Consider the following 21,031-nt stretch of genomic DNA (forward strand, 5'->3'; position numbering starts at 1 on the left):
GGACCATCGATGCAGGGATTTATCCCAACTTGGTGTGATGCATCCCAGCAGGACGGATATCGATGTCAGAGACAGAAGAGTTCCCGCTCGTCCAGTTCATGCGTGAGGGGTTCGACCCGGTGGGCGAGCTCGGCCGCATCAGGAACGAGCACCCGGTCTTCCCGATGGAGATCCCCGGAGGGCAGACCGTCTACCTCGTCACCCGCTGGGAGGACGTCCGCGCGGTGCTCGGCGACCACGAGCGCTTCAGCAACGACTTCGCCGGCGTGATCGGGCTCGGCTCCAACCAGGAGGACCCAGGCGGCCTGGGCTTCCGCGACCCGCCCGAGCACACGCGGCTGCGCAAGTTCCTCACACCCGAGTTCACCATGCGGCGGCTGCGCCGCCTGGAGCCGCGCATCGAGGCCATGGTGGAGGAGCACCTCGACCGCATCGAGGCCAAGGGCGCCGGCGGCATGCCGGTGGACCTCATGGAGGAGTTCTGCCTGCCGATCCCCTCGCTGGTGGTGTGCGAGCTGCTCGGCGTCCCCTACGAGGAGCGGGCCGGCTTCGTCAAGATCAGCAAGGACCGGTTCGACTTCACCGCGGGGCCCGAGGCGTCGCTGCAGGCCATCAACGACGCGATGACGTACCTCGTGGACCTGGTCGCCCGCGAGCGGCAGAACCCCGGCGACGGCCTGCTCGGCCAGCTGCTGCGCGAGCACGGCGACGAGCTGGACGACCGCACGCTCGCCAGCATGGCCGACGGCCTGCTCACCGGCGGCCACGACACCAGCACCAGCATGCTCGCGCTGGGCACCCTGTGGCTGATCCAGAACCCGGAGCAGGCGGCCAAGGTGCGCGAGGTCGACGGCCACATCGTGGACGTGGTCGAGGAGCTGCTGCGCTACATGACGGTCGTGCAGGTCGCCTTCCCCCGCTTCGCCCGCGACGACCTGGAGCTGCACGGGGTGCCGATCAAGAAGGGCGAGATGGTGCTGTGCTCGCTCACCGGCGCCAACCGCGACCCCGCGCTCGGCGAGGGCATGGACGAGGTGCGCCCGGGCCGCGAGACGGCGGGCTCGCACATGGCGTTCGGCCACGGCATCCACCGCTGCGTCGGCGCGCCGCTCGCCCAGATGGAGATGCGCATCGCCTTCCCGGCGCTGCTGCGCCGCTTCCCCGGCCTGCGGGTGGCGGGCGAGGTGCCGTTCAGGGAACTGGCCATCGTCTACGGCGTCAAAGAGCTACCCGTCGCCTGGTAGAGCGGTTACGTTCGCCATGTGGACGAGCACGTCATCGACCTGACCGTGATCAGCGCCGTCGTCTTCGACACCGACGGCGTGGTCACCGACACCGCTCGGGGACACGCGGCCGCCTGGAAGCACGTCTTCGACGCCTTCCTGCGCGGCCGCTCGGAGCCGTTCGACATCCGCGACGACTACCTGCGGCACGTGGACGGCCGGCCGCGGCTCGACGGCATCCGCACCTTCCTGGCCGCGCGCGGCATCACCGTGCCCGAGGGCTCTCCGGCCGACGAGCCGGGCGCCCCCACCGTGCACGGGCTGGGCCTGGCCAAGGACCGCTCCTTCCTGGAGCAGGTCGGCAAGTACGGCGTGGCCGCCTTCCCGCCCACGGTGGCGCTGCTGCACGAGCTGCGCAGGCGCGGCGCCCGTACGGCGGCCGTCTCCGCCGGCCTGCACGGCCGCAGGCTGGTCACATCGGCGGGGGTGATGCACCTGTTCGACCTCATGGTGGACGGCAACGACGCCGCGCTGATGAACCTGCCCGGCACCCCCGACCCGGCGCTCTTCCTGGAGGCCGCGCGCCGGCTCGACCTGCCGGCCGCCGGGATCGCCGTGGTGGCCTCCGCGCTGCCGGCCGTCGAGGCGGGCAGGAAGGGCGGCTTCGGCACGGTGGTCGCGGTCGGCGCGAAGGCGGGTGACACGTCGGGTGACGCGGCGGGTGACGCGGCGGGCGGGCTCGTCGTCGTGGGTGATCTGAGTGAGCTTGGGGTGCGTGGGCGGGTTCTACCCTTGAGCGGGTGACCGTACTGATCGATCCGCCCAACTGGCCGGGGCCGCGCGGCCTGATGTGGTCGCACCTCGTCAGCGACGCCTCGCTCGATGAGCTGCACGACTTCGCGGGACGGCTGGGCGTGCCGCCGCGGGCGTTCGACCGCGACCACTACGACGTGCCGGAGACCGTGCACGCGGCGGCGGTGGAGCTGGGCGCCGAGGCGGTCAGCTCGCGCGAGCTGCTACAGCGGCTGATCGCGGCCGGTCTGCGCCGCCGCAAGCGCCGCTAGCTCGGCGGTCATGCTGGCCCGCGCGGGCTCCTCCCACAGCTCCCGCGCGCGTGGCGTGCGGAACAGGACGGGCGTGGCGAGCAGCCGGCGCAGCACCTCGCTCCGCCCGGCGGCGAACAGGTCGTCGGGCACGTGGGCGTACTCCTGGCGGACGGCGCGGGCGTAGGCGTCGTAGCCGGGGCCGCCCAGCACCGCGAGGTCGGCGTCGCAGAGCACGGCGCCGTCGCGGTCGCCGGGGGCGAGGGTGTCGTGGGCCGCGGTGAGGCGTACCAGCCTGGCCACCTCCGACACCCGGCGCGCCGGCACGCCGCAGCGCGGGAGCCGCGACTGGGCGAGCTGGGCGCTGCGCTCCTCGTCCCAGCCCGGCCTGCCGTCGTAGACGGCGTCGTGGAACCAGGCGGCCAGGCGTACCGCGGCCTCATCGCCGGCCTCGCCGGGCAGCAGGTCGATCGCGGCGAGCACGGCGGCCAGGTGGTCGCGGGTGTGGTAGCGGCGGTGCGGCTCGGACCAGCGGGCCAGCAGCTCGGCGTGCACGGCGCGGGAGGCGCGCGACTCCCCCGCCGGCTCCGCCCACCGCGGGAAGGACGTCGCACCCTCGATCATGTTTCCACCGTAGTGGTAGCGTTCCTGGCATCGGTACGACAGGCGGAGACGCTCGGCGCCTGCCCCGGTGGCGGGAGCTGCGGGCCGTCATGCCGCGAGGCCCCCGGTGGTCGCGCGCGGCCCGGGTGGCGGCCGCGGCCGACGTGGCAGATCTGCGGCGGCTGGCCGCGCGGCGGGCTCCGCGCATGGTGTTCGACTACGTCGACGGCGCCGCCGAGTCCGAGCTGTCGCTGGCCAGGTCGGTGGCGGCGTTCGAGCGGGTGGAGTTCGCGCCCCGGGTGCTGCGTGACGTCTCCGACGCGCCCACCTCGGTGGGGATCCTGGGCCGGCGCGTTTCGATGCCGGTCGTGCTCGGGCCGACCGGGTTCACCCGCATGATGCACCGGTCCGGTGAGCGGGCGGTGGCGCGGGCGGCGCAGCGCGCGGGCGTCCCGTACACGCTGTCCACGATGGGCACCACGACGGCGGCCGGCGTGGCGGCGGCGGCGCCCGACGGCTGGAACTGGTTCCAGCTGTACGTGGTCCGCGACCGCGCCCGCACCCTGGAGACGCTGGCGATGGCGTCGGAGGCCGGCATGGACGTGCTGGTGGTGACCGTGGACGTGCCGGTGGCGGGGGCGCGGCTGCGCGACGTGCGCCACGGCCTGACGGTCCCGCCCACGCTGCGCTGGCGCGGCGTGCTGGAGGCGGTGCGGCATCCGGCGTGGTGGTTCGACTTCCTGACCGGTGAGCCGCTCGGGTTCGCCACCGTGGACGGCGCTCCCGAGGACCTCGCGGGGCTGACGAACCTGATGTTCGACCCTTCTGTGACCTTCGCCGACCTGGAGTGGATCAGGTCGGCGTGGCAGGGACGGCTGCTGGTCAAGGGCGTGCAGCGGGCCGACGACGCCAAGGAGCTGGCGGCGCTGGGCGTGGACGGCGTGGTGGTGTCCAACCACGGCGGGCGCCAGCTCGACCGGTCGGCCACCCCGCTGGAGCTGCTGCCCGCCGTGGTGGCGGCGGCGGGCGACCGCACCGAGGTCTTCCTCGACGGCGGCGTGCGCAGTGGCGCCGACGTGGCGGCCGCGGTGGCGCTGGGCGCCCGCGCCTGCTTCGTCGGCAGGGCCTACCTCTATGGCCTGATGGCCGGTGGCGAGGCGGGCGTGGACCGGGTGCTGGCGCTGCTGCGGGCCGAGCTCGTACGCACGCTGCAACTGCTCGGCGCGGGCGGCGTCGAGGGGCTGGGCCCCGACCTGGTCAGGCTCAGGGACCGCTGACCCCGGGTCCCGGGGGCCGCCAGAAGAAACGGCGCCATGTCAGAGGCGAAAAGCTCGTATTTCGCCGCCGCCGTCGTCGCTCTGCTCCTTCGCACGGGGACCCGTCCCGCGGAGAGGAGATCGCGATGGCGACCGGAGAATTCCAGGTGATGAAAGTGCCGGCCGAGCAGTTGGCGGGCATTCTCCATGGCCAGGTGATCGATCCCGGCGCGCAGCCCACGAACGTCGTCCACTGTGGCGAGGGCTGGACCGTGGACGTGAGCTGGGAGGTCACCGGTGAACTTGTCGACTGGCTGGTGGGCCGCTGGCAGTTGGAGATCATCGCCGACCGGATCGGCGGCGGCGAGTCGCGGCATCCCGCGCCGCCCGTTGAGATGACGTTCACCCCGGGCTCCGGGCGATACACGGCTTCCATACCGATGCGGGGGCAGCTGTCCCCCGGCACCTATGACCTCGTGGTCAACCTCACCACCACCACGGCCGCCGGCACCGCGGGGGCGCTCGGCGGATTCGTGGTGATCAGCAAGATCACCGTCAAGGAGTGAGCGGCACCCGCCCCGGGCGGCGACCGCCCGGGGCGGTTCTGGGGACGGGCCGATGTACGAATCAGCACCAAGTCTGAGAAGCGTGGCGATGTTATTGCAAGCCCCCCGCAAGCGGACACTCCTACGCTCCAGCCCTGGCGGCCACGGGGCAAAGCAGGCCGCCGACTGTATCTGACGCTCCTGGGGGCGCTCTTAACTCCATGAGCATGCCCGGGGGCGACGGGACCGGCACAACGGGAGACTTGATGTCCGACACTCCGATGACCGCCGACGACGTGCTGCGCATCGCGGCGTACAAGGACCGGAGCGCGGCACTCGAAGCGATGGTCATCGCCTACAGCTACCACCGCGTGGCCGCCGACCTCGCGGCCCATCTGGGCCGGGAGGCGAACAACTGGTACTGCTACGCCACCTGGACCTCCAAGGCCGTCGGGGAGAGCCTCGACCTCGGCCCCGGCTCGCCGTTCATCGAGGACTTCGGCCGCCGCCTGCGGGTGCCGCAGCGCTCCCGCCGGCTGTTCAGGGCCGCGCTGCTGACCCTGCTCGGGCCGAGCTACCAGCTGGGGCTGGCGCTGGCTAACCGGGCCATCTTCCTGGAGACCGCCAGCCTGGCGGTCAACCTGTGGAACGACACGCCCGACCGCTTCCTCAAGGTCAGCCCCGAGTCCGAGGTGACGCCGACGCCGCCGGAGTTCCTCACCGACCTGCTGTCACCGGCCGACCCGCGCTACCTGAAGGACGCCGCGCAGCTCATGGTGGCGGCCGCGGCGACGCAGGACCCGGCCGAGCGGGCCGAGCTGATGCTGGGGGCGAACATCGCGCTGTCGGCGTACGAGCAGGCGCGCGCGCAGGCGGCGCTCGAACTCGTGCTGTACCGCCCGGTGCGCTGGCTGACCCGGGTGTCGTGGCGCTCGCTGCGCTCCCTGGTGACGCGCCGCCCGTTCCCCCGCTTCCGCCTGTACGCCGCCGCGCACGCCGACCAGCCCTGGCTGACGCGCACGCTGGAGGGCCTGTGGTCCTCGCTCTACACCCGCCACCTGTTCGCCGTGGCCACCCCGCTGAGCGACGTCAAGGTCGGCAGGCCGCTGACCCCGCCGCCCGGCGTGAGCCTCGACGAGGCGTGGGCGCCCATCCAGAACGAGAAGGTGCGCAAGCTGGCCGAGGAGTTCATCACCGAGGACCGCGAGGCGTCGCTGGCCGGGGTGCGCGACTGGGTGTCCTATCCCGACCGGATGCGCTTCATCGTCAGCTATTTCCGCGTCTACCAGAAGGTGGACGCCCTCTACCGGGTGCCCTTCGACAAGGAGGTCGCCGAAGGGCTGGCCGAGGAGATGCGCAAGGGGCTCGTCCCCGAGGCGATCAGCCAGATGTTCGTCGACCGGCCCGGGCTGCGGCCACGCAGGCTCTACCGGTACCCGTCGGAGACCGACCCCGACGCGTACGAGATGGCGCACTTCGACTTCGAGCCGTTCCTGGAGGCGATCCCGCTTGACCCGCCCGACACGTCCGCTCAGTCAGGCAAGCCCGGTGACTAGGTCAGTCGAGGAAGTCGCGGGTGATCTCGCGCGCCTGCAGCAGGCCGCGTAGCTTCGCGAAACAGCGGGCTCGGGTGGGCCCGATGCTGCCGACCGGCCTGCCCAGCCTGCGCGCCACGTCCACGTAGTGGGGCTCGGAGGTTTCCGTGAGCGCTCTGAACAGCACCCGCTGGGCCGCGGGCAGCTCCTCGACGAGCTCTTCGAGGGTGCCGGCCAGCCAGATCCTGGCCAGTTCCCTGTCGACGTCGTCGGTGCTGCCCAGCGAGTCGAGGTCGGGGGTGCAGATCTCCTTCGTCCTGCGGGTGAGCTTGAGGCACTCGCGGAAGGCGATCGTGGCGAGCCAGCCCGCCATGCGCTGGCCGTCCTCGACGCTCTTGAGGTTCTGCCAGGCCAGCAGCCAGGTGGTCTGCAGGACGTCCTGGGCGTCCTCGTGGCTCAGCCTGAACCTGCGGATGCGGGCCCTGAGCATGGGGCTGAACTCCTCGACCAGCCGCTCCCAGGCGAGCGCGTCGCCCTCCTGGGCGGCGGCCACCAAGGCTCCTGTGCCGGGGCGCGGGTCGGGGCGCGGGTCGGGGCGCGGGTCGGGACGGGTGTCGAGGCGTTCCATGGTGTCCACGTGCATGTCGTTCTCCCTGCCGGTCCGGACACTCGGGGGGTCGACTCCGGCCGGCTCACCCACCGTGCGCCGGATGATCCGGAAAGACTGTTCCGGACGTGACAGCCTGGGTGTGTCGCTGGTCACATTTCAAAGATCGCTATCCAGAAGCTGTCCCCCGGCGGAATGCGGCCTAGAGTTCTCGCATGAACGGGCGCAGCGGCCTTCCCCACGACGCCGAGCCGGTCGCCGCGGTGCTGGCGGAGATCCCGTTGTTCCAGGTGCTCGGAGAGAGCGGCATCCGCAGCACGGCGCGGGCGGGCCTGACCCGGCGCTACCGGTCGGGGCAGATCATCTTCCATCAGGGCGATCCGGGAGAGTCGCTCTACGTCCTGCTGGACGGTCTGGTGAAGGTGGTGTTCACCACCGAGCACGGCGACGAGATCGTCCTCAACATGCTGGGCCGCGGCGACACCTTCGGCGAGATGGCGCTGCTGGACGACTCGCCGCGCTCGGCCTCCATCGTGACCGCACGGCCCGCCTGGGTGTTCGCGCTGCCCAGGGCGCGGCTGCTGGAGCTCATGCGCGAGCATCCTGGGCTGGCCGACGAGTTCCTGCGGCTGCTCGGCCGCATGGTGCGCAGGCTCACCGACCAGGCGGCCGACCTGGCCTTCCTCGACCTCGGCGGGCGGCTGGCCAAGCTGCTGCTGCAGCTGGCCGACAAGCACGGCCAGGCCGGCGGGGTGGTGGACCTGCCCGGGCTGACCCAGTCCGACCTGGCCGCGCTGATCGGCGCCTCCCGCCCGGCCGTCAACCGGGCGTTGCAGTCGCTGGTGGCGCGCAACCTCATCGCCGTCAAAGGCCGGACGATCAGGCTGCTGGACGTCGCCGCCCTACGGAAACGGGGCGGCCTCTGACCGAATCTGGAGTACGGGGCACATGAACGATCCTGAGGGGCGCTGGCCGGAGGAGAGATTCCGGCAGCTACGGGAGCAGGCCGATCCCGACGTCGACAAGGTGGTCGCCGGATACCTGCAGGAGCAGCCACCGGGGCGGGGCGCGCTGGAGCTGGTCAAGGCGGTGGTCGCGGAGCTGGGGGCGGCCAAACGGGAGGCCAGGGAGCCGTCGGGGGAGCCGCCGGCGTCGCGGATCTTCGACGCGCTCGACTTCGCCAAGGAGCTGCCGGAGTGGGGTGACGACAGGGAGCTGCTGGCCAGGGGGCAGGCGGTGTTCGCCGACCACGGGCTCTACCAGTCGGCGGCACTGTTCTTCGCCTGCCTGCCGATGGCGTACGCGGAGGTGTCCAGCGCCAAGGTGCTGGCCGGCGTCTCCAACCTCGCCACGCACGGGATGACCCGCAGGGTCGCCGAGACCGGGCAGATGCTGGTGGACGTGATGGGGCTGAAGAGCACCGACAGCCTCCAGCCCGGCCGGCCGGGCCACACGACGGCGATCGGGCTGCGCATCCTGCACTCGTTCGTCCGCGCCCTGGTGGACGAGCGCTACGCCGACCAGTGGGACACCGAGCGGCTGGGCGCGCCGGTCAACCAGGAGCTGCTGCTCGCCACGCTCTTCGACTTCTCCGTGGTGACGTGGGAGGCCATGGAGACCATGGGCGTGGTGCTGAGCGACGAGGAACGCGCCGCCAACCTCTACACGTGGAGCGTCTTCGGCCACCTCATGGGCATCGAGGTCTGCCGCGAGGGGCCGCTCACCCTCGGCGACGTCGAGCCGGTCAGCGCGCGCCTCGGCCGGCTGCTGGAGACCAGCGACGAGGGCCGCCTGCTGATGGCGGTGATGCTGAAGGAGATGGAGGCGTTCATGCCGCTGGGCTGGCGCAAGATGCCGCGCAGCCTGGTCCACTGGATCTTCCGGCACGCCTCCCACGGCGCCGACCGGGTGCCCGAGCTGCTCGGCGTGCCCGCGCCCGCCTGGTGGTTCACCGCCCTGTTCGCCGCCGCGAAGGCCGCGCACGGCTCCTCGTGGCTGGCCGGGCCGGTGGACGGTGTGATTCGCTGGCTGGTACGCAAGGCCGGGCGGCAGATCGTGGTCGCCCTGATCGACCGCCACTCCGACGGGCAGGCGGCGTTCAGGATCCCCGACGAGCTGGCCCGCGCCTGGCGCATCAGGCAGTCGCGCGCGGCCGTACAGACCCGCGCGATCCGCAGGAACGTACGCACGAGGCTACGAGCGCCCGCCCGCGGGCGGAAAGGGCCGCACAGTGACAGCCCCACATGAGCCGGGCACGCTCACCACGGCGACCATCCTGTTCACCGACGTCGTCAGCTCCACCGCACTGCGCATCAGGCTCGGCGAGGAGCGGGCCAACGTCGTCTTCCGCCGCCTGTACGAGCTGCTGCGCTCGGTCGTGACGGCGAGCGGCTCGTCGTTCACCAAGAGCCTGGGCGACGGGCTGATGGCGGTGTTCGACTCGGCCACGGCGGGGCTCGACTCGATCATCGCGGTCCAGCAGGCGGTGGCCGACGAGAACGAGCGCGCCATGGACAAGATCTCCATCAGGGCGGCGCTGGCCGCCGGCGACGTGTGCTGGGGGCACGACGACGTGAGCGGGCTGCCCACGGTGGAGGCGGCCCGCCTGGTGGCGATCGCCGAGGGCGGTCAGGTGCTCTGCACCGACCTGATCAGGCGGCTGGCCCAGGGGCGCAGCAGGCACGAGTTCAAGGACCTCGGGCGGCTGCCCGGCAAGGGGCTGCGCGAGCCGCTGCACACGTACGAGCTGCACTGGCAGAGCGCCGATCACCACCTCGGCGGCGGGCTCGCGCCGTGGCTGGACGACGGGGGCGCGCTGCCGTTCGTGGGCCGCGAGGAGGAGTTGCGGGCGCTGGACGGCGAGCTGGCGGCGGCGGAGTTCGGCGGCAAGCTGGTGATCCTGGAGGGCGAGCCGGGCGTGGGCAAGACCCGGCTCGCCTCCGAGGCGGCCAGGCGGGCGCTCAAGCGGCAGTTCACCGTGCTGGCGGGGCGGTGCACGGATCCGGCGCGCAAGGCGTACGAGCCGGTCGCGGGCGCCGTCGAGCGGCTGGCCCGCACCTCGCCCGCGCTGCTGCTGCGGGCCGGCATCGACCAGCAGTGCGGGCAGCTCGTCCGGCTGGCGCCCTCGCTGGCCGCGCCGCCGCTGTCGCTGGAGGTGCCGCCGGCCACCGAGCCGGTCTCCGAGCGCTACCAGCTGATGGCCGCGGCCCGCACGCTGATCGAGCGGCTGGCCACCGTACGCCCGGTGCTGCTGATCATCGACGACCTGCAGTGGGCGACGCTGGAGTCGCTGCAGATGCTGAGCGCCCTGATGTGGGACTCCGACGCGCTGCCGCTGCTCGTCCTCGCCATGTCGCGGCCGGTGCCGGTCGAGTCCGCGCCCTCGCAGACGCTGCCCGAGCTGCACAAGCTGACCGCCGACGCCCGGGTGATCCCGGTGCCGGCGTTCGGGCCCGGCGAGGTGAGCGACGCGCTCGCGCAGTCGCGGGCCCGCGCCGACGCCGAGCGGCTGCACCGCATCACCGGCGGCAACGCGTTCCTCGTCAGCGAGGTGATCAGGGAGCTGGGCGCGGGCAAGGACCTCGACGCGCTGGCCGTGCCCGACTCCGTCACCCGCATGGTGACGGCCCGCGTCGCACAGCTCCACCCCGACGCCCGCGACCTGGTGAGCCTGCTGGCCGTGGGCGAGCGGATGGACTCGGCCGAGCTGCGCGGCGGCCTCGACCTGGACGAGCCGCGCTTCGTGGCCGCCGTCGAGGAGGCCATGGGCACGGGGCTGGTGACGATGCTGGACAACGGGTCCTGCCGGTTCTCCCACGAGCTGACCAGGACCGCCCTCTGCACCACGCTCTCGGCGCCGCGCGCCGCGCTGCTGCACGGGCGGGTCGCCGACGCGCTGCTCGCCACCGACCCCCACGCGATGCGGACCAGGCCGTACGTGGTGGCCGCCCACCTGCTGGCCGCCGCCGAGCAGGGCCGCGACCCGGCACGGGTGAGCGCGGCGGCCGACGCGGCCGTGCACGCCGCCCAGCACGCGCTGGCCGGGCTCGCCCACCGCGAGGCGGTCACCTGGTACCAGCGGGCGCTCGCCCTGCTCCCCGACTCCCCAGGCGCGGCCCGCGAACGCCGCGCCGAGCTGCTGGTCGAGTGCGGCAGGGCGATGTGGCTGGCCGGGCACCCCGACGCCCGCCGCACCCTGCTCGACGCGGCCGACCTGGCCAGGGAGTGCGAGCGCCACGACCTGATCGTCACCGCCGCGCTCGGCGGCGACCGGGGCTCCTCCATCTCGGCGGCCCCCGACCGCGAGCGCATCGCGCTGCTCACCGAGGCGCGCAAGGTCGTCGACTCCACCGACGTCAGCACCCGCGCGCTGCTGGCCGCGCAGCTCGCCTCCGAGCTGATCTGGGCGCCCGACGGCGAGCGGCGCTTCGCGCTCAGCGACGAGGCGGTGGCCCTGGCCCGCAAGTCGGGCGACCCGCGCACGCTGGCCAGCGTGCTCGGCATGCGCAGCCTGACCATCATCCCCGCCGACCCGCTGCACCAGCGCCACCGCGACGGTGACGAGATGCTGGAGGCGGCCCGCCGCACCGGTGACGACCTGGCGCTGTTCCACGCGTACGTGCAGCGCACGCCCCCCGTGCTGGACAGCGGCGACGCCACCAAGGCGGCCGACCTGCTCGACCGGGCCGACGAGCTGGCGCACCGGCTCGGGCAGCCGCACCTCAACTGGCTGATCGGCTACTCCAAGGCCGGGCTCACCCTCATGCAGGGCGACCTCGCGCAGGCCGAGGCTGAGGCGGAGGCGGCGCTGCGGCTCGGCTCCGAGATCGGCCGGCGGCTGGAGGCGGTGGCCATCTTCTCCGAGCAGATCGCGGAGATCCGGCGGCTGCAGGGCCGGCTGTGGGAGCTGCGCGACCGGCTGCGCCGTGCCGGGCAGGCGCCCCGGGTCGATCCGGTGCACGCGGTGCTGCGTTACCTCTGCGAGCTGGCCGACGAGCAGGCGGGGCCGCTGCTCGACCGCATACTCGCCGACGGCGGCGAGACCCCGCCGCGCAACATGGCGCACCGGCCCGCGCTGGACAACCTGGCCGTGGCCGCCGCCCGGCTGGGGCGTGCCGAGCTGGCCGGACGCCTGTACGACGCGCTCTCCGGCGGCGGCGAGACGTTCGGCCACGGAACGGTCGCCCACCACTGCGGCCACCACTACCTCGCCCACCTGTGCGTGGCGATGGGCGACGAGCAGCGCGCCGCCGGCCACTTCGAGGCGGCCGCCGAGGTCCACGAACGCCGCGGCGTCCCCCTGATGCTCGCCGAGTCGCTCCTCGACTGGGCCGACCTGCTCGACGAGAGCGACCTCGACGGCCCCAAACCCTCGGACCTGCGCACCTGGTGCCGCACCCTGCTCTCCGGCCGCGGCGCCCTGCTACTGGACCGCCGCGCCACGACCTAGCCCACCGGTCTGTGTTGCCGTCCCTTGGAGGTGGGGCCGGGCTGCCGAAGGTCACCACGGGCGGCCGCTCGGGGTCGGCGGGGGTCACGGGCGGGAGCGTCAACGGACGCCCGCCCACACCGGCGGAGAACACCCCGCCCTTCCCCCAAAGCCACGGCAACACAGGCCGGTGATCAGGTGGCGAGGGTGTGGCCGGCTTCGACGGCCTGGCGGACGGTCCTTGCGAGGGTCTCCTCCAACGCCTCGCCCTGGGCTTCCAGGGCGGCGAGGCCGTCGGTGTCGTCGGTGTGGGCGAGCAGCGCCCGGTACGCGTCGTTACGGGCCAGCGCGTCGCGGGCGCGCAGGGCGGCGTCGGCCTCGGCGACCCGGTGCGCGTAGCGTTCCAGCCGGGTCACCCGGGCCTCCACGGCCGCCGCCGAGCGGTGCAGCGCCTCCTGCTGCGGCGCCAGCACGGCCCGCAGCTCGGGCGTGACGACGCCGCTCATGGCCCGCTCCTGCTCCTGCCACAGCCGGGTCTGGGTACGCAGCAGCACCGCGATCTCCCAGATCTGCCGGGGCAGCAGCACCTCGTTGGCCAGCCCGTCGAGCAGCCGCAACCGCATGGCCTGCGAGGTGTAGACGGACATGACGGCCCGCCTGGCGCGTTCGAGCAGGGCGCGGGCGGGCGCGGCCAGCTCGGGCACGAGCACGTACCGATCGTGGAGCGAATCCGCAGGCCGATCGTGGAGCGAGTCCGCAGGCCGATCGTGGAGCGAGTCCGCAGGCTCGCGGCGTAAGCGCGGGATGAACGCGTCGATGACGGCCAGCCGCTCCTGCTCGGTCAGGTCGGGGTCGGCGATGAAGTCCACGGTGCGCCGGACGTGATCGCGCTCCCTGGCGAGCTGCCGCCGCTCGGTGGCGGCCGCGTTCCTGCGGTGCAGGACGTCGTGCGCCACGATGAAGACGGCCAGCCCGATCGGGATGAGCAGCACCGTGTAGAGCAGCCCGATGTCGCCGAACACGCCGTGCAGGAGGAGGGCGGCGAGCACGATCGCGACGCAGATCGCCAGCGATGACCACGCGTACCCGCGGCGACCGGCCACACCGACCCCCTCACGAACGAACGAGTTCCGAGGCGTCCTGAGAATTCACAATAGCCGCGGAATGCCGACAGATCACGGGATCCCCGGCAGACCGGCATCAGCGCAGGTAAGAGGCCCCGTTGAGGTCGAGGACGGCCCCGCTGGCCCATTCGGCCTCGGGCGAGGCCAGGTACACGATGGCCGCGGCGATCTCCTCGGGCCGCGCCACCCGCCCGAACGGGCTCTGCGCCCTGATCGCGTCGCCACGCGGCGCCTTGAGGTGCTCGTTGGTCATGTCGGTCTCGACGAACCCGGGGGCGACCGTGGCCACCGCGATGCCGCGCGGCGCGAGGGCGATGGCCAGCGACTGGCCGAGCGCGTTCAGCCCGGCCTTGCTCGCGCCGTACGCCGGGCTGTCGGGCTCGCCCCTGAAGGCGCCGCGCGAGGAGACGTTGACGATCCTGCCGCCCTCGCCCATGTGCCGCAGCGCGCACCAGGCGGTGTTGGCCGCGCCCATCAGGTTGACGCCCAGGGTGCGCTGCCAGGCGTCCTGCCACTCCTCGTACGTCAGCTCCGTGATCGGGTGGTGCAGGAACACGCCCGCGTTGTTGACCAGCACGTCGATCCGGCCGCCCAGCGCCTCGGCCGCCGCGGCCACCATCGACCTGACCGCCTCGGGGTCGGCCAGGTCCGCCTGGACCACCGCGTGCCCATCGCCCTTCAGCGCGCCGAGCAGGCTAGCGGCGTCGCCGGCCGAGTCTCGGTGATGGATGGCGACCCGGTCTCCCCGCTCGGCGAAGGCCGCCGCGACGGCCCTGCCGATGCCCCTCGACGCTCCGGTGACAAGTACTCCACGTCCACTCATCCCCCGCACGATAGGGGATGCTCGGCAAGCGCCTTCCGGCGGCCTAGGATGGACAGCGCCCCCGGAAACCGATCAAGGACAACCGGATGGCCGGGTGGAACGTCCCAACACTCCCGTCCCCCATCAGGAGTCACTCGTGGGATACCCGCCCCCGACGTACCACCGGCCGGCCTATGAGCCGGCTTACGGGCCGCCGCCCGCCACGCGCAACGACAACCTTCCCCTGATCGTGCTGTTCGTGGTCGGCCTGCCGATGCTGCTGTTCGGCGGCGGCGCGGCCCTCGCGCTGGTGCTGACCGACACCGGCGGCGGGCCTTCACCGAGCTCCGCGACCATGGTGATGCCGTCCAGGGAGCCGCTGGCCGACGCCCAGGAGACCGCCCCAGCCCAAAATGACCCCGCCCAGACCGACCCAGCCCAGACCGACCCAGCCCAGACGCAGGCTGACCAAATTCTTCAGCAACAGACCGGGCCGGCGGGGCTCGGCGGGTCGATCGCGCTCCAGTCCATCGACCCCGCCCTGCAGCTCACCGCGACCGTCAGCCGCGTCATCGACCAGGCCACGCCCGCCACCGAGTTCGTGAAGCCGGCGGCGGGCAGCAAGCTCGTCGCCGTGGAGATGACCTTCACCAACACCGGCCAGACCCAGTTCACCGACTCCCCGCTGCTGAGCGCCTGGCTCATCGACCACGAGAACCGGCAATACCGCCCCAGCGTCAAGCAGATCAGCGAGGGGCAGGACTTCGGCGCGACGGTGTCGATCAGCGGCGGCGACTCGCGCATGGGTGTGGTGGTGTTCGAGGTGCCGCAGGCGGCACGGGCCGTCAAGCTCCAGTACGCGATCAACGCCGGCCTCGGCTCGCAGAAGGCCGAGTGGACGCTGGCCTAGCACGTCGGCGGCGCTGACGTTCACCAGCGGCAGTTGAGACCGACCTGAGTGATCATGGTCAATGCGATCGTCATGTACAGCCGGCCCGATCGAGCGGGTCCAGGCCGGCCATCCTGACATGGACGAGGCGTGCGCGGTCGGCCCCCCGACGAGCGGACCGGCACCGGGCAAGCGTGCCCGGCCCGGCACGGCGGCCGCGCGCTCTGAGCATTCTCTGAGAATTGCTTGCCAAAAATGTCGATCGTCCTGTCAAGCACTTTGTCGTGACGGAGGCGTACATGGCGGACAACCCCCTCGACTATGTGGTGATCGGCGCCGGGCCCGCGGGCCTCCAGCTCGGTCACTTCCTCCACAAGTCCGGCCGCAGCTACGTGATCCTCGAGGCGGGCGCGGCGCCGGGCCTGTTCTTCCGCACGTTCCCGCGCCACCGCACGCTCATCTCGATCAACAAGAAGCACACCGGCTGGGACGACCCCGAGCTCAACCTGCGGATGGATTGGAACTCCCTGCTGTCGGACGACCCGGAGCTGCTGTTCACCCGCTACAGCGACCGGTATTTCCCGCATGCCGATGACATGGTCCGCTATCTCGGCGACTTCGCGCGGTCCTGCGGGTTGCGGATCGAGTACGGCGCCCAGGTGGCCAGGGTGGAGCGGCCAGGTCCCTTCGTGGTGACGGCCGAGGACGGCCGGACGTTCGAGGCGCGGCGGGTCGTCGTGGCGACCGGGGTGAGCAAGCCGAACATCCCGCCCATCCCGGGCATCGAGACGGCCGACCTGTACGGCGACGCGTCCATCGACCCCGCCGACTACACCGACCAGCGGGTGCTCATCATCGGCAAGGGCAACTCAGCGTTCGAGACGGCCGACAACCTGGTCGAGACCGCCGCCGTCATCCACGTCGCCGGGCCGCGCTCGGTGCGGCTGGCCTGGCGCACCCACTACGTGGGCCACCTGCGCGCGATCAACAACAGCATGCTGGACACCTACCAGCTCAAGTCCCAGAACGCGGTGCTCGACGGGCACGTCAGGAACATCGAGCGGCAACCCGACGGCACGTACCTGGTGAGCGTGGCCTTCGTCCGGGTGGACGAGATCACCAAGGACATCCCGTACGACCGGGTCATCGTCTGCACCGGGTTCCGCTTCGACGACTCGATCTTCGCGCCCGGGTGCCGGCCGGCGCTCGCGTGCGACGGCAGGTTCCCGGCGCTGACACCCGCGTACGAGTCGGTGGACGTCCCCGGCCTGTACTTCGCCGGCACCATCACCCAGTCGCGCGACTTCAAGCAGGGCACGAGCGGCTTCATCCACGGCTTCCGCTACGGCGTGCGGGCCCTGCACCGCGTGCTGGAGTCGCGCCACCACGGGGTGTCCTGGCCGGCCCAGGAGTTGCCGGCCGACCCGGCGGCGCTGGCGGCGGCGGTGGTCGCCAGGATCAACCGCACCTCGGCCCTGTGGCAGCAGTTCGGGCTGCTGGCCGACGTGATCACACTCGACGGCGGCACCGCCCGCTACTACGAGGAGGTGCCGTACGACCTGCGCGAACACCCGATCGGTGAGCACGGCCACTTCTCGATCACCCTGGAGTACGGCCCCGGCCACGACAAGGTGGACCCCTTCGACATCGAGGTCGCCCGGCCGGGCCAGGGCGACGCGGCCCGCGCCCACGAGGGCCACTACCTGCATCCGGTCGTCCGCCACCATCTCCCCGGGCAGCCGGTCGCCGTGCACCACGTGACGGAGAACCTGGAGAACGAGTGGGACTCCCCCGAGGTGCACGTGGAGCCGCTGCGGGCGTTCTTCGCCCGGCGCACGGCCGCGGTCCCCGCGTGATGCGCCCGACGATGAGCAGCCCCGTCCACGACCCGGCACGCACCTCGCCGCGCGACCAGGCCCGCACCCCGCCGCCCGTCCCGCCGCCCGTCCCGCCGCCCGTCCCGGCGAACGGCCCCGCGAACGGCCCGGTGAACGGCCCGGTGAACGGCCCGCCGCCCCTCCCGGCCGTCCCGCTGAGCGACCCCCGCTACGGCCCGACGCACGGCCCGGTCCGCGACCCCATGGCCGGGCCGCGCGGCCCGGCCGCCACCCGCCCGCGCGGCCCGATGAGCGGCTGGCGGCTGCGGGACTTCGAGGACGCCGCCCGCGAGCGCCTCGCCCCCGCGCACTACGACTACTTCGCGGGCGGCGCGGGCGAGGAGATCACGCTGCGCGCCAACGAGGCCGCCTTCGACCGGCTCGCTCTGGTGCCGAGGGTGCTGCGCGGCGCGGGCATACCGGAGACCGGCGTGACCCTGCTGAACAGCCGCGCGTCCATGCCGGTGCTGGTGGCGCCGACCGCGTTCCACCGCCTGGCCGACCCGCAGGGTGAGCGGGCGACCGCGCGGGCCGCGGCGGCGGCCGGGACCATCATGATCGTCAGCATGGCCGCCACGGTCGCCGTCGAGGAGGTGGCGGCGGCGGCGCCGGGCGCCGAGCTGTGGTTCCAGCTCTACGTCCAGCCCGACCTGGCCTTCACCGAGCGCGTCGTGCGCCGCGCGGAGTCGGCGGGCTGCACGGCGCTGGTGGTCACGGCCGACTCGCCGGTCATGGGCGTACGCGAGCGCGACGTCCGCAACGGCTTCCACGACCTGCCCGCCCACCTGCACTGCGAGAACCTGCGCGACGGCCCGGACGGCCCGGTGCGGCCGATCGTGATGTGGCCCGAGCTGTCATGGGAGCACCTCGCCATGCTGCGCCGCATGACGGACCTGCCCCTCGTGGTCAAGGGCGTCACGCACCCGGCCGACGCCAGGCTCGCGATCGACCACGGGGCCGCGGCGATCCTGGTGTCGAACCACGGCGGCCGGCAGCTCGACGGCATGCCCGCCGCGATCGACCTGCTGCCGGACGTCGTGGCCGAGGTCGCGGGCGCGGTGCCGGTGCTGATGGACGGCGGGGTGCGGCGCGGCACCGACGTGGTCAAGGCGCTGGCGCTGGGCGCCGCCGCGGTCGGGGTCGGCCGTCCGGTGCTGTGGGGCCTCGCCGCCGGCGGCGAGGCGGGCGCGGCCGGCGTGCTCGGCCTGCTGCGGGCCCAGTTCGAGGAGGCCATGACGCTGTGCGGCTGCGCCGGCTTGGCCGGCCTCAGCCGGGACATGGTTCGGGACATGATTCGGGACACGGTGCGGGACACGGTGCGGGACACGGTGCGGGACACGGTGCGGGACACGGTGCGGGACACGGTGCGGCCATGCTGATCGCCGTCGTGCTGCTGGTGGTGGCCGTACTGATGAGCCTGCCGTGGTGGCTGCCGCGCCGGGTGGTGGCGCTGCGCGAGCGGGTGTTCGCCCGGATCAACGGCGACGAGGGCGTGCCCGTGCCAGGCGAGCTGGTAGGCGTCGAGCGCTTCCGCGAGCTGTACGCACACCCGGCCGCGAACGGCCGCAGCAAGGGTGCGGCGCTGTCGGACCTGTTCTGGTACTGGCTGGCCCCCGGCCCCGAGATGCACCAGGAGCACCTGGAGCCGGGCGAGCGGTACGACGCCGTGGCCCGCACCACCCGCGCCCTGCTCGCGGTGCCGAAGGGCGAGGTGGAGGAGCTGGCCCGCCGGTGCGCCGTGCGCGGCGTGGCGGGCGTGCGCGGGCTGGTCAGGCTGCGGGACCTGATGATGCCGGTGTGGGCGGAGTTCGCGTACGAGCTGGTCTTCGCCGAGCGCTGCCCGCGCGAGGCCCGCGACCTGATCGCGGCCAACGCCGACGACGTGGTCACCTCGCTCAAGTGCACGGGCCTGCGGCACATGGGCCGCCGCGACCGCCTGACCCGCTACCTGCTGCCCCGCCTGGACAGGGTACGGGTGCCGCTGCCCGGCGGCCTGACCTCGCTGGAGCAGGCGTACTACCTGCAGGGCGCGTTCTTCAACACCGCCGTGGTGCAGCTCAGTGAGGCCATGGCGCATCTGCTGCTCGTCCTCGCCCAGCACCCCGGGGAGCAGGAACGCGCGCGCACGTCCGATGACCGCCACTTCGACCGGGTGATCAACGAGACGCTGCGGCTCTACCCACTGTTCGGCATCGCCCACCGGATCACCAGCGGCGACATCGCGCTGGACGAGCACACCACGATCCCGGCCGGTTCCGTGCTGTGCTTCAACTATCCGGAGTTCCACCGGACGGGGTTCGCCGACCCCGGCCGCTTCGACCCCGCCCGTTTCGACCCCGGCCGTTGCGATCGGCCGGCGAAGGAGCTGAACCACGTCCCGTTCGGCGTCGCGGCCAACCGGCCGTGCCCGGCCTGGCGGCTGGCGCCGATCGCGATGCGCGCGGTGGCGCGGGAGGTGCTCGGCCGCTACGTCCTCGACTCCTCCGTCACCCACACCAGATCCCTGCCCAGCCGCGGGCCCTGCCTGCTCACCCCGCGCGGGGCCGCGCACCGGCCCCGGCTCGCGCTGGCGTACCTGCGGGTGCGCGACCGCTGGGAGGACGTCTGGCGCGGCCTCGTCCAGCTCGTCCTCGGCACGTACATGGTGTGGGACGCGCACCGCAAACGGCTGTGCGAGCGCCACTTCGCCGAGGCCGCCTCCAACCCCCCTGACGCTTCCGATGCGGAGGACCGGTATGCCCACCCTGGTCATCAACCTGGCGCACGTCGCTCCCTCTGACCCGAACCTCTCCCTGGTGCTCAAGGTCCTGCCCGCCCTCGTCGTCATCCTGATCACGGCGGCGATCTGCGGCAGGCTGGCCCAGCTCGTGATGCAGCCGCGCGTGCTCGGCGAGATGGTCGCCGGCGTGCTGCTCGGGCCCACGTTGTTCGGCTGGTTGTTCCCCGAGGCGCAGGCCACCCTGTTCCCGCCGGAGGTCCGGCCGGTCCTGTACGTGCTGAGCACCATCGGCCTGACCCTCTACATGTTCCTGGTCGGCGCCGGACTCGACCACAGCGCGGGCACGCCGGGCGAGGCGCGCAAGGCGTCGGTGCTGGCCGCGTCGGGCATCCTGCCGTCGCTGCTGCTCGGCGCGGGCACCGGCCTCGTGCTGTACGACCTGCTGTCCCGCCCGGAGGTGCCGCCGCTGCAGTTCGCCCTGTTCGTCGGGGGCGCGCTGTCGCTGACCGCCTTCCCCATGCTGGCCAGGATCCTGTACGAGCGCGGCCTGGAGAACTCCCCGCTCGGCCGCCTGTCCCTGCTGGGCGCCTCCATCGACGACGCGCTGGCCTGGTGCCTGCTCGCCGTGCTGACGGCCATGCACCTCGGTGACGGCCCTGCGGGGGCGCTGCCGACGGTCGCGCTGACCGCTCTGTTCGCCATCGTCATGCTCAAGGTCGTGGCCCCGCTGCTGCGGCCGATGGGCGACAGCGTCGCGCGCACCGGGCGGCTCGGCCCGACCGGCATGTACGTGGTGATCCTCGTCCCCCTGGCGGCCGGCTGGATGACGGACTGGATCGGCGTCTACTCCGTCTTCGGCGGCTTCTTCGCCGGCCTCGCCATGCCGCGGAACCCCGAGTTCCGCCAGGTCCTGCACGGCCGCATGATGGAGGTCGTCTCGACCCTGCTGCTGCCGGTCTTCTTCACCTTCTCCGGGCTGAACACCCAGCTCGGCGGCATCACCGGCGGCGCCATGGTGCTGGCGTTCCTGCTGATCCTGGCGGCCGGGTTCGCCGGGAAGTACTTCGGGTGCTCGCTGGCGATGCGCGGGCTCGGGTTCTCGTGGCGGGAGTCGTACGCGGTGGGCGGGCTGATGAACGCCCGCGGCCTGATGATCCTCATCTTCATCAACATCGGGCTCGCCCAGCAGATGATCACCACGGAGCTGTTCTCGATGCTGGTGCTCGTGGCCGTGCTGACCACGGCGGCCGCCCTGCCACTGTACAAGCTCGCGCTGCCCGAGCGGCTGGAGCTGACCACGAAGGCCGAGGCGCCGGCCGAGCGGCCCGTGGAAGTTCCATCCAACTCTCCGTGATCGCCCAGGTGGGCGGGTGTGGACAC

Annotated in this window: 18 protein-coding genes; 14 read left to right on the forward strand and 4 right to left on the reverse strand. The window is 72.7% G+C overall.

The window, feature by feature from the left end; genetic code table 11:
* The first annotated feature begins 62 nt into the window (after window positions 1-62).
* The 3 genes from ACFFR3_RS20030 to ACFFR3_RS20040 are packed head-to-tail and all read left to right on the forward strand — an operon-like array spanning window position 63 to window position 2,287.
* Window positions 63-1,244, forward strand: a complete 1,182-nt coding sequence (locus ACFFR3_RS20030) for a cytochrome P450 (protein WP_345386381.1) — start codon at window positions 63-65, stop codon at window positions 1,242-1,244.
* A gap of 18 nt (window positions 1,245-1,262) precedes the next feature.
* Window positions 1,263-2,027: an HAD family hydrolase gene (locus tag ACFFR3_RS20035; RefSeq protein WP_345386383.1), complete on the forward strand. Its 765-nt coding sequence runs from the start codon at window positions 1,263-1,265 to the stop codon at window positions 2,025-2,027.
* Window positions 2,024-2,287: a DUF4031 domain-containing protein gene (locus ACFFR3_RS20040; RefSeq protein ID WP_345386385.1), complete on the forward strand. Its 264-nt coding sequence runs from the start codon at window positions 2,024-2,026 to the stop codon at window positions 2,285-2,287. The genes ACFFR3_RS20035 and ACFFR3_RS20040 overlap by 4 nt, the downstream gene beginning before the upstream one ends.
* On the opposite strand, the gene ACFFR3_RS20045 is transcribed toward ACFFR3_RS20040, so the two are convergent.
* Window positions 2,240-2,890: an HD domain-containing protein gene (locus ACFFR3_RS20045; protein WP_364373623.1), complete on the reverse strand. Its 651-nt coding sequence runs from the start codon at window positions 2,888-2,890 to the stop codon at window positions 2,240-2,242. The genes ACFFR3_RS20040 and ACFFR3_RS20045 overlap by 48 nt on opposite strands.
* Before the next feature lie 89 nt (window positions 2,891-2,979).
* Here ACFFR3_RS20045 and ACFFR3_RS20050 point away from each other — a divergent pair, with 89 nt between their 5' ends.
* The 3 genes from ACFFR3_RS20050 (at window position 2,980) to ACFFR3_RS20060 (ending at window position 6,226) form a co-directional block, all read left to right on the forward strand.
* The gene (locus ACFFR3_RS20050) at window positions 2,980-4,146 is read left to right on the forward strand and encodes an alpha-hydroxy acid oxidase (protein WP_379483616.1); all 1,167 of its coding nucleotides are present in this window, start codon (window positions 2,980-2,982) and stop codon (window positions 4,144-4,146) included.
* Window positions 4,147-4,271: 125 nt separating this feature from the next.
* Window positions 4,272-4,691, forward strand: a complete 420-nt coding sequence (locus ACFFR3_RS20055; RefSeq protein ID WP_364373617.1) for a hypothetical protein — start codon at window positions 4,272-4,274, stop codon at window positions 4,689-4,691.
* Window positions 4,692-4,936: 245 nt separating this feature from the next.
* Window positions 4,937-6,226, forward strand: a complete 1,290-nt coding sequence (locus ACFFR3_RS20060; protein WP_379483617.1) for a hypothetical protein — start codon at window positions 4,937-4,939, stop codon at window positions 6,224-6,226.
* Between the two features lies 1 nt (window position 6,227).
* On the opposite strand, the gene ACFFR3_RS20065 is transcribed toward ACFFR3_RS20060, so the two are convergent.
* Window positions 6,228-6,848 carry an RNA polymerase sigma factor gene (locus tag ACFFR3_RS20065; protein ID WP_345386399.1) on the reverse strand — a complete coding sequence of 207 codons (621 nt, stop codon included), beginning with the start codon at window positions 6,846-6,848 and terminating at the stop codon, window positions 6,228-6,230.
* Window positions 6,849-7,027: 179 nt separating this feature from the next.
* Here ACFFR3_RS20065 and ACFFR3_RS20070 point away from each other — a divergent pair, with 179 nt between their 5' ends.
* From ACFFR3_RS20070 to ACFFR3_RS20080, 3 genes are read left to right on the forward strand one after another with little or no spacing between them, the layout of a single operon-like run.
* On the forward strand, window positions 7,028-7,738 hold the full coding sequence (locus tag ACFFR3_RS20070) for a Crp/Fnr family transcriptional regulator (protein ID WP_345386401.1): 711 nt from the start codon (window positions 7,028-7,030) through the stop codon (window positions 7,736-7,738).
* 22 nt (window positions 7,739-7,760) lie between these two features.
* A complete protein-coding gene (locus ACFFR3_RS20075) occupies window positions 7,761-9,059 on the forward strand; it encodes an oxygenase MpaB family protein (protein WP_379483618.1) in 1,299 nt (432 codons plus the stop codon).
* A complete protein-coding gene (locus ACFFR3_RS20080; RefSeq protein WP_379483619.1) occupies window positions 9,043-12,261 on the forward strand; it encodes an ATP-binding protein in 3,219 nt (1,072 codons plus the stop codon). Before ACFFR3_RS20075 ends, ACFFR3_RS20080 begins: the two co-directional genes overlap by 17 nt.
* Window positions 12,262-12,434: 173 nt before the next feature.
* Here the strand turns inward: ACFFR3_RS20080 and ACFFR3_RS20085 are convergent, their stop codons facing one another.
* Both ACFFR3_RS20085 and ACFFR3_RS20090 read right to left on the reverse strand, forming a co-directional pair.
* On the reverse strand, window positions 12,435-13,343 hold the full coding sequence (locus ACFFR3_RS20085; protein ID WP_345386413.1) for a hypothetical protein: 909 nt from the start codon (window positions 13,341-13,343) through the stop codon (window positions 12,435-12,437).
* A 97-nt stretch (window positions 13,344-13,440) separates the two neighbouring features.
* Window positions 13,441-14,187: an SDR family NAD(P)-dependent oxidoreductase gene (locus ACFFR3_RS20090; RefSeq protein WP_345386415.1), complete on the reverse strand. Its 747-nt coding sequence runs from the start codon at window positions 14,185-14,187 to the stop codon at window positions 13,441-13,443.
* Window positions 14,188-14,323: 136 nt separating this feature from the next.
* Between ACFFR3_RS20090 and ACFFR3_RS20095 the strand changes: the two genes are divergently transcribed.
* From ACFFR3_RS20095 to ACFFR3_RS20115, 5 genes are all read left to right on the forward strand, one after another.
* Window positions 14,324-15,076, forward strand: coding sequence for a DUF4352 domain-containing protein (locus tag ACFFR3_RS20095; protein ID WP_379483620.1), 753 nt, complete (start codon window positions 14,324-14,326; stop codon window positions 15,074-15,076).
* Between the two features lie 278 nt (window positions 15,077-15,354).
* Window positions 15,355-16,911: an NAD(P)-binding domain-containing protein gene (locus tag ACFFR3_RS20100; protein WP_345386419.1), complete on the forward strand. Its 1,557-nt coding sequence runs from the start codon at window positions 15,355-15,357 to the stop codon at window positions 16,909-16,911.
* Window positions 16,912-16,922: 11 nt separating this feature from the next.
* Window positions 16,923-18,311, forward strand: coding sequence for an alpha-hydroxy acid oxidase (locus tag ACFFR3_RS20105; protein WP_379483621.1), 1,389 nt, complete (start codon window positions 16,923-16,925; stop codon window positions 18,309-18,311).
* Window positions 18,305-19,711: a cytochrome P450 gene (locus tag ACFFR3_RS20110; RefSeq protein ID WP_379483622.1), complete on the forward strand. Its 1,407-nt coding sequence runs from the start codon at window positions 18,305-18,307 to the stop codon at window positions 19,709-19,711. Before ACFFR3_RS20105 ends, ACFFR3_RS20110 begins: the two co-directional genes overlap by 7 nt.
* Window positions 19,668-21,005 carry a cation:proton antiporter gene (locus tag ACFFR3_RS20115; RefSeq protein WP_364373587.1) on the forward strand — a complete coding sequence of 446 codons (1,338 nt, stop codon included), beginning with the start codon at window positions 19,668-19,670 and terminating at the stop codon, window positions 21,003-21,005. Before ACFFR3_RS20110 ends, ACFFR3_RS20115 begins: the two co-directional genes overlap by 44 nt.
* The last annotated feature ends 26 nt before the right edge of the window (window positions 21,006-21,031 follow it).

This window comes from Nonomuraea salmonea, assembly GCF_042428605.1.
In the GTDB taxonomy this organism is placed as follows: domain Bacteria; phylum Actinomycetota; class Actinomycetes; order Streptosporangiales; family Streptosporangiaceae; genus Nonomuraea; species Nonomuraea salmonea.

Bases quoted from the DNA above. Each gene is read 5' to 3' on its own strand.
- ACFFR3_RS20050 (WP_379483616.1), top strand. From the start codon at position 2,980: ATGCCGCGAGGCCCCCGGTGGTCGCGCGCGGCCCGGGTGGCGGCCGCG.
- ACFFR3_RS20090 (WP_345386415.1), bottom strand. From the start codon at position 14,187: ATGAGTGGACGTGGAGTACTTGTCACCGGAGCGTCGAGGGGCATCGGC.
- ACFFR3_RS20105 (WP_379483621.1), top strand. From the start codon at position 16,923: ATGAGCAGCCCCGTCCACGACCCGGCACGCACCTCGCCGCGCGACCAG.
- ACFFR3_RS20065 (WP_345386399.1), bottom strand. From the start codon at position 6,848: ATGCACGTGGACACCATGGAACGCCTCGACACCCGTCCCGACCCGCGC.
- ACFFR3_RS20115 (WP_364373587.1), top strand. From the start codon at position 19,668: ATGCCCACCCTGGTCATCAACCTGGCGCACGTCGCTCCCTCTGACCCG.
- ACFFR3_RS20070 (WP_345386401.1), top strand. From the start codon at position 7,028: ATGAACGGGCGCAGCGGCCTTCCCCACGACGCCGAGCCGGTCGCCGCG.
- ACFFR3_RS20060 (WP_379483617.1), top strand. From the start codon at position 4,937: ATGTCCGACACTCCGATGACCGCCGACGACGTGCTGCGCATCGCGGCG.
- ACFFR3_RS20075 (WP_379483618.1), top strand. From the start codon at position 7,761: ATGAACGATCCTGAGGGGCGCTGGCCGGAGGAGAGATTCCGGCAGCTA.
- ACFFR3_RS20055 (WP_364373617.1), top strand. From the start codon at position 4,272: ATGGCGACCGGAGAATTCCAGGTGATGAAAGTGCCGGCCGAGCAGTTG.
- ACFFR3_RS20030 (WP_345386381.1), top strand. From the start codon at position 63: ATGTCAGAGACAGAAGAGTTCCCGCTCGTCCAGTTCATGCGTGAGGGG.
- ACFFR3_RS20045 (WP_364373623.1), bottom strand. From the start codon at position 2,890: ATGATCGAGGGTGCGACGTCCTTCCCGCGGTGGGCGGAGCCGGCGGGG.
- ACFFR3_RS20110 (WP_379483622.1), top strand. From the start codon at position 18,305: ATGCTGATCGCCGTCGTGCTGCTGGTGGTGGCCGTACTGATGAGCCTG.
- ACFFR3_RS20100 (WP_345386419.1), top strand. From the start codon at position 15,355: ATGGCGGACAACCCCCTCGACTATGTGGTGATCGGCGCCGGGCCCGCG.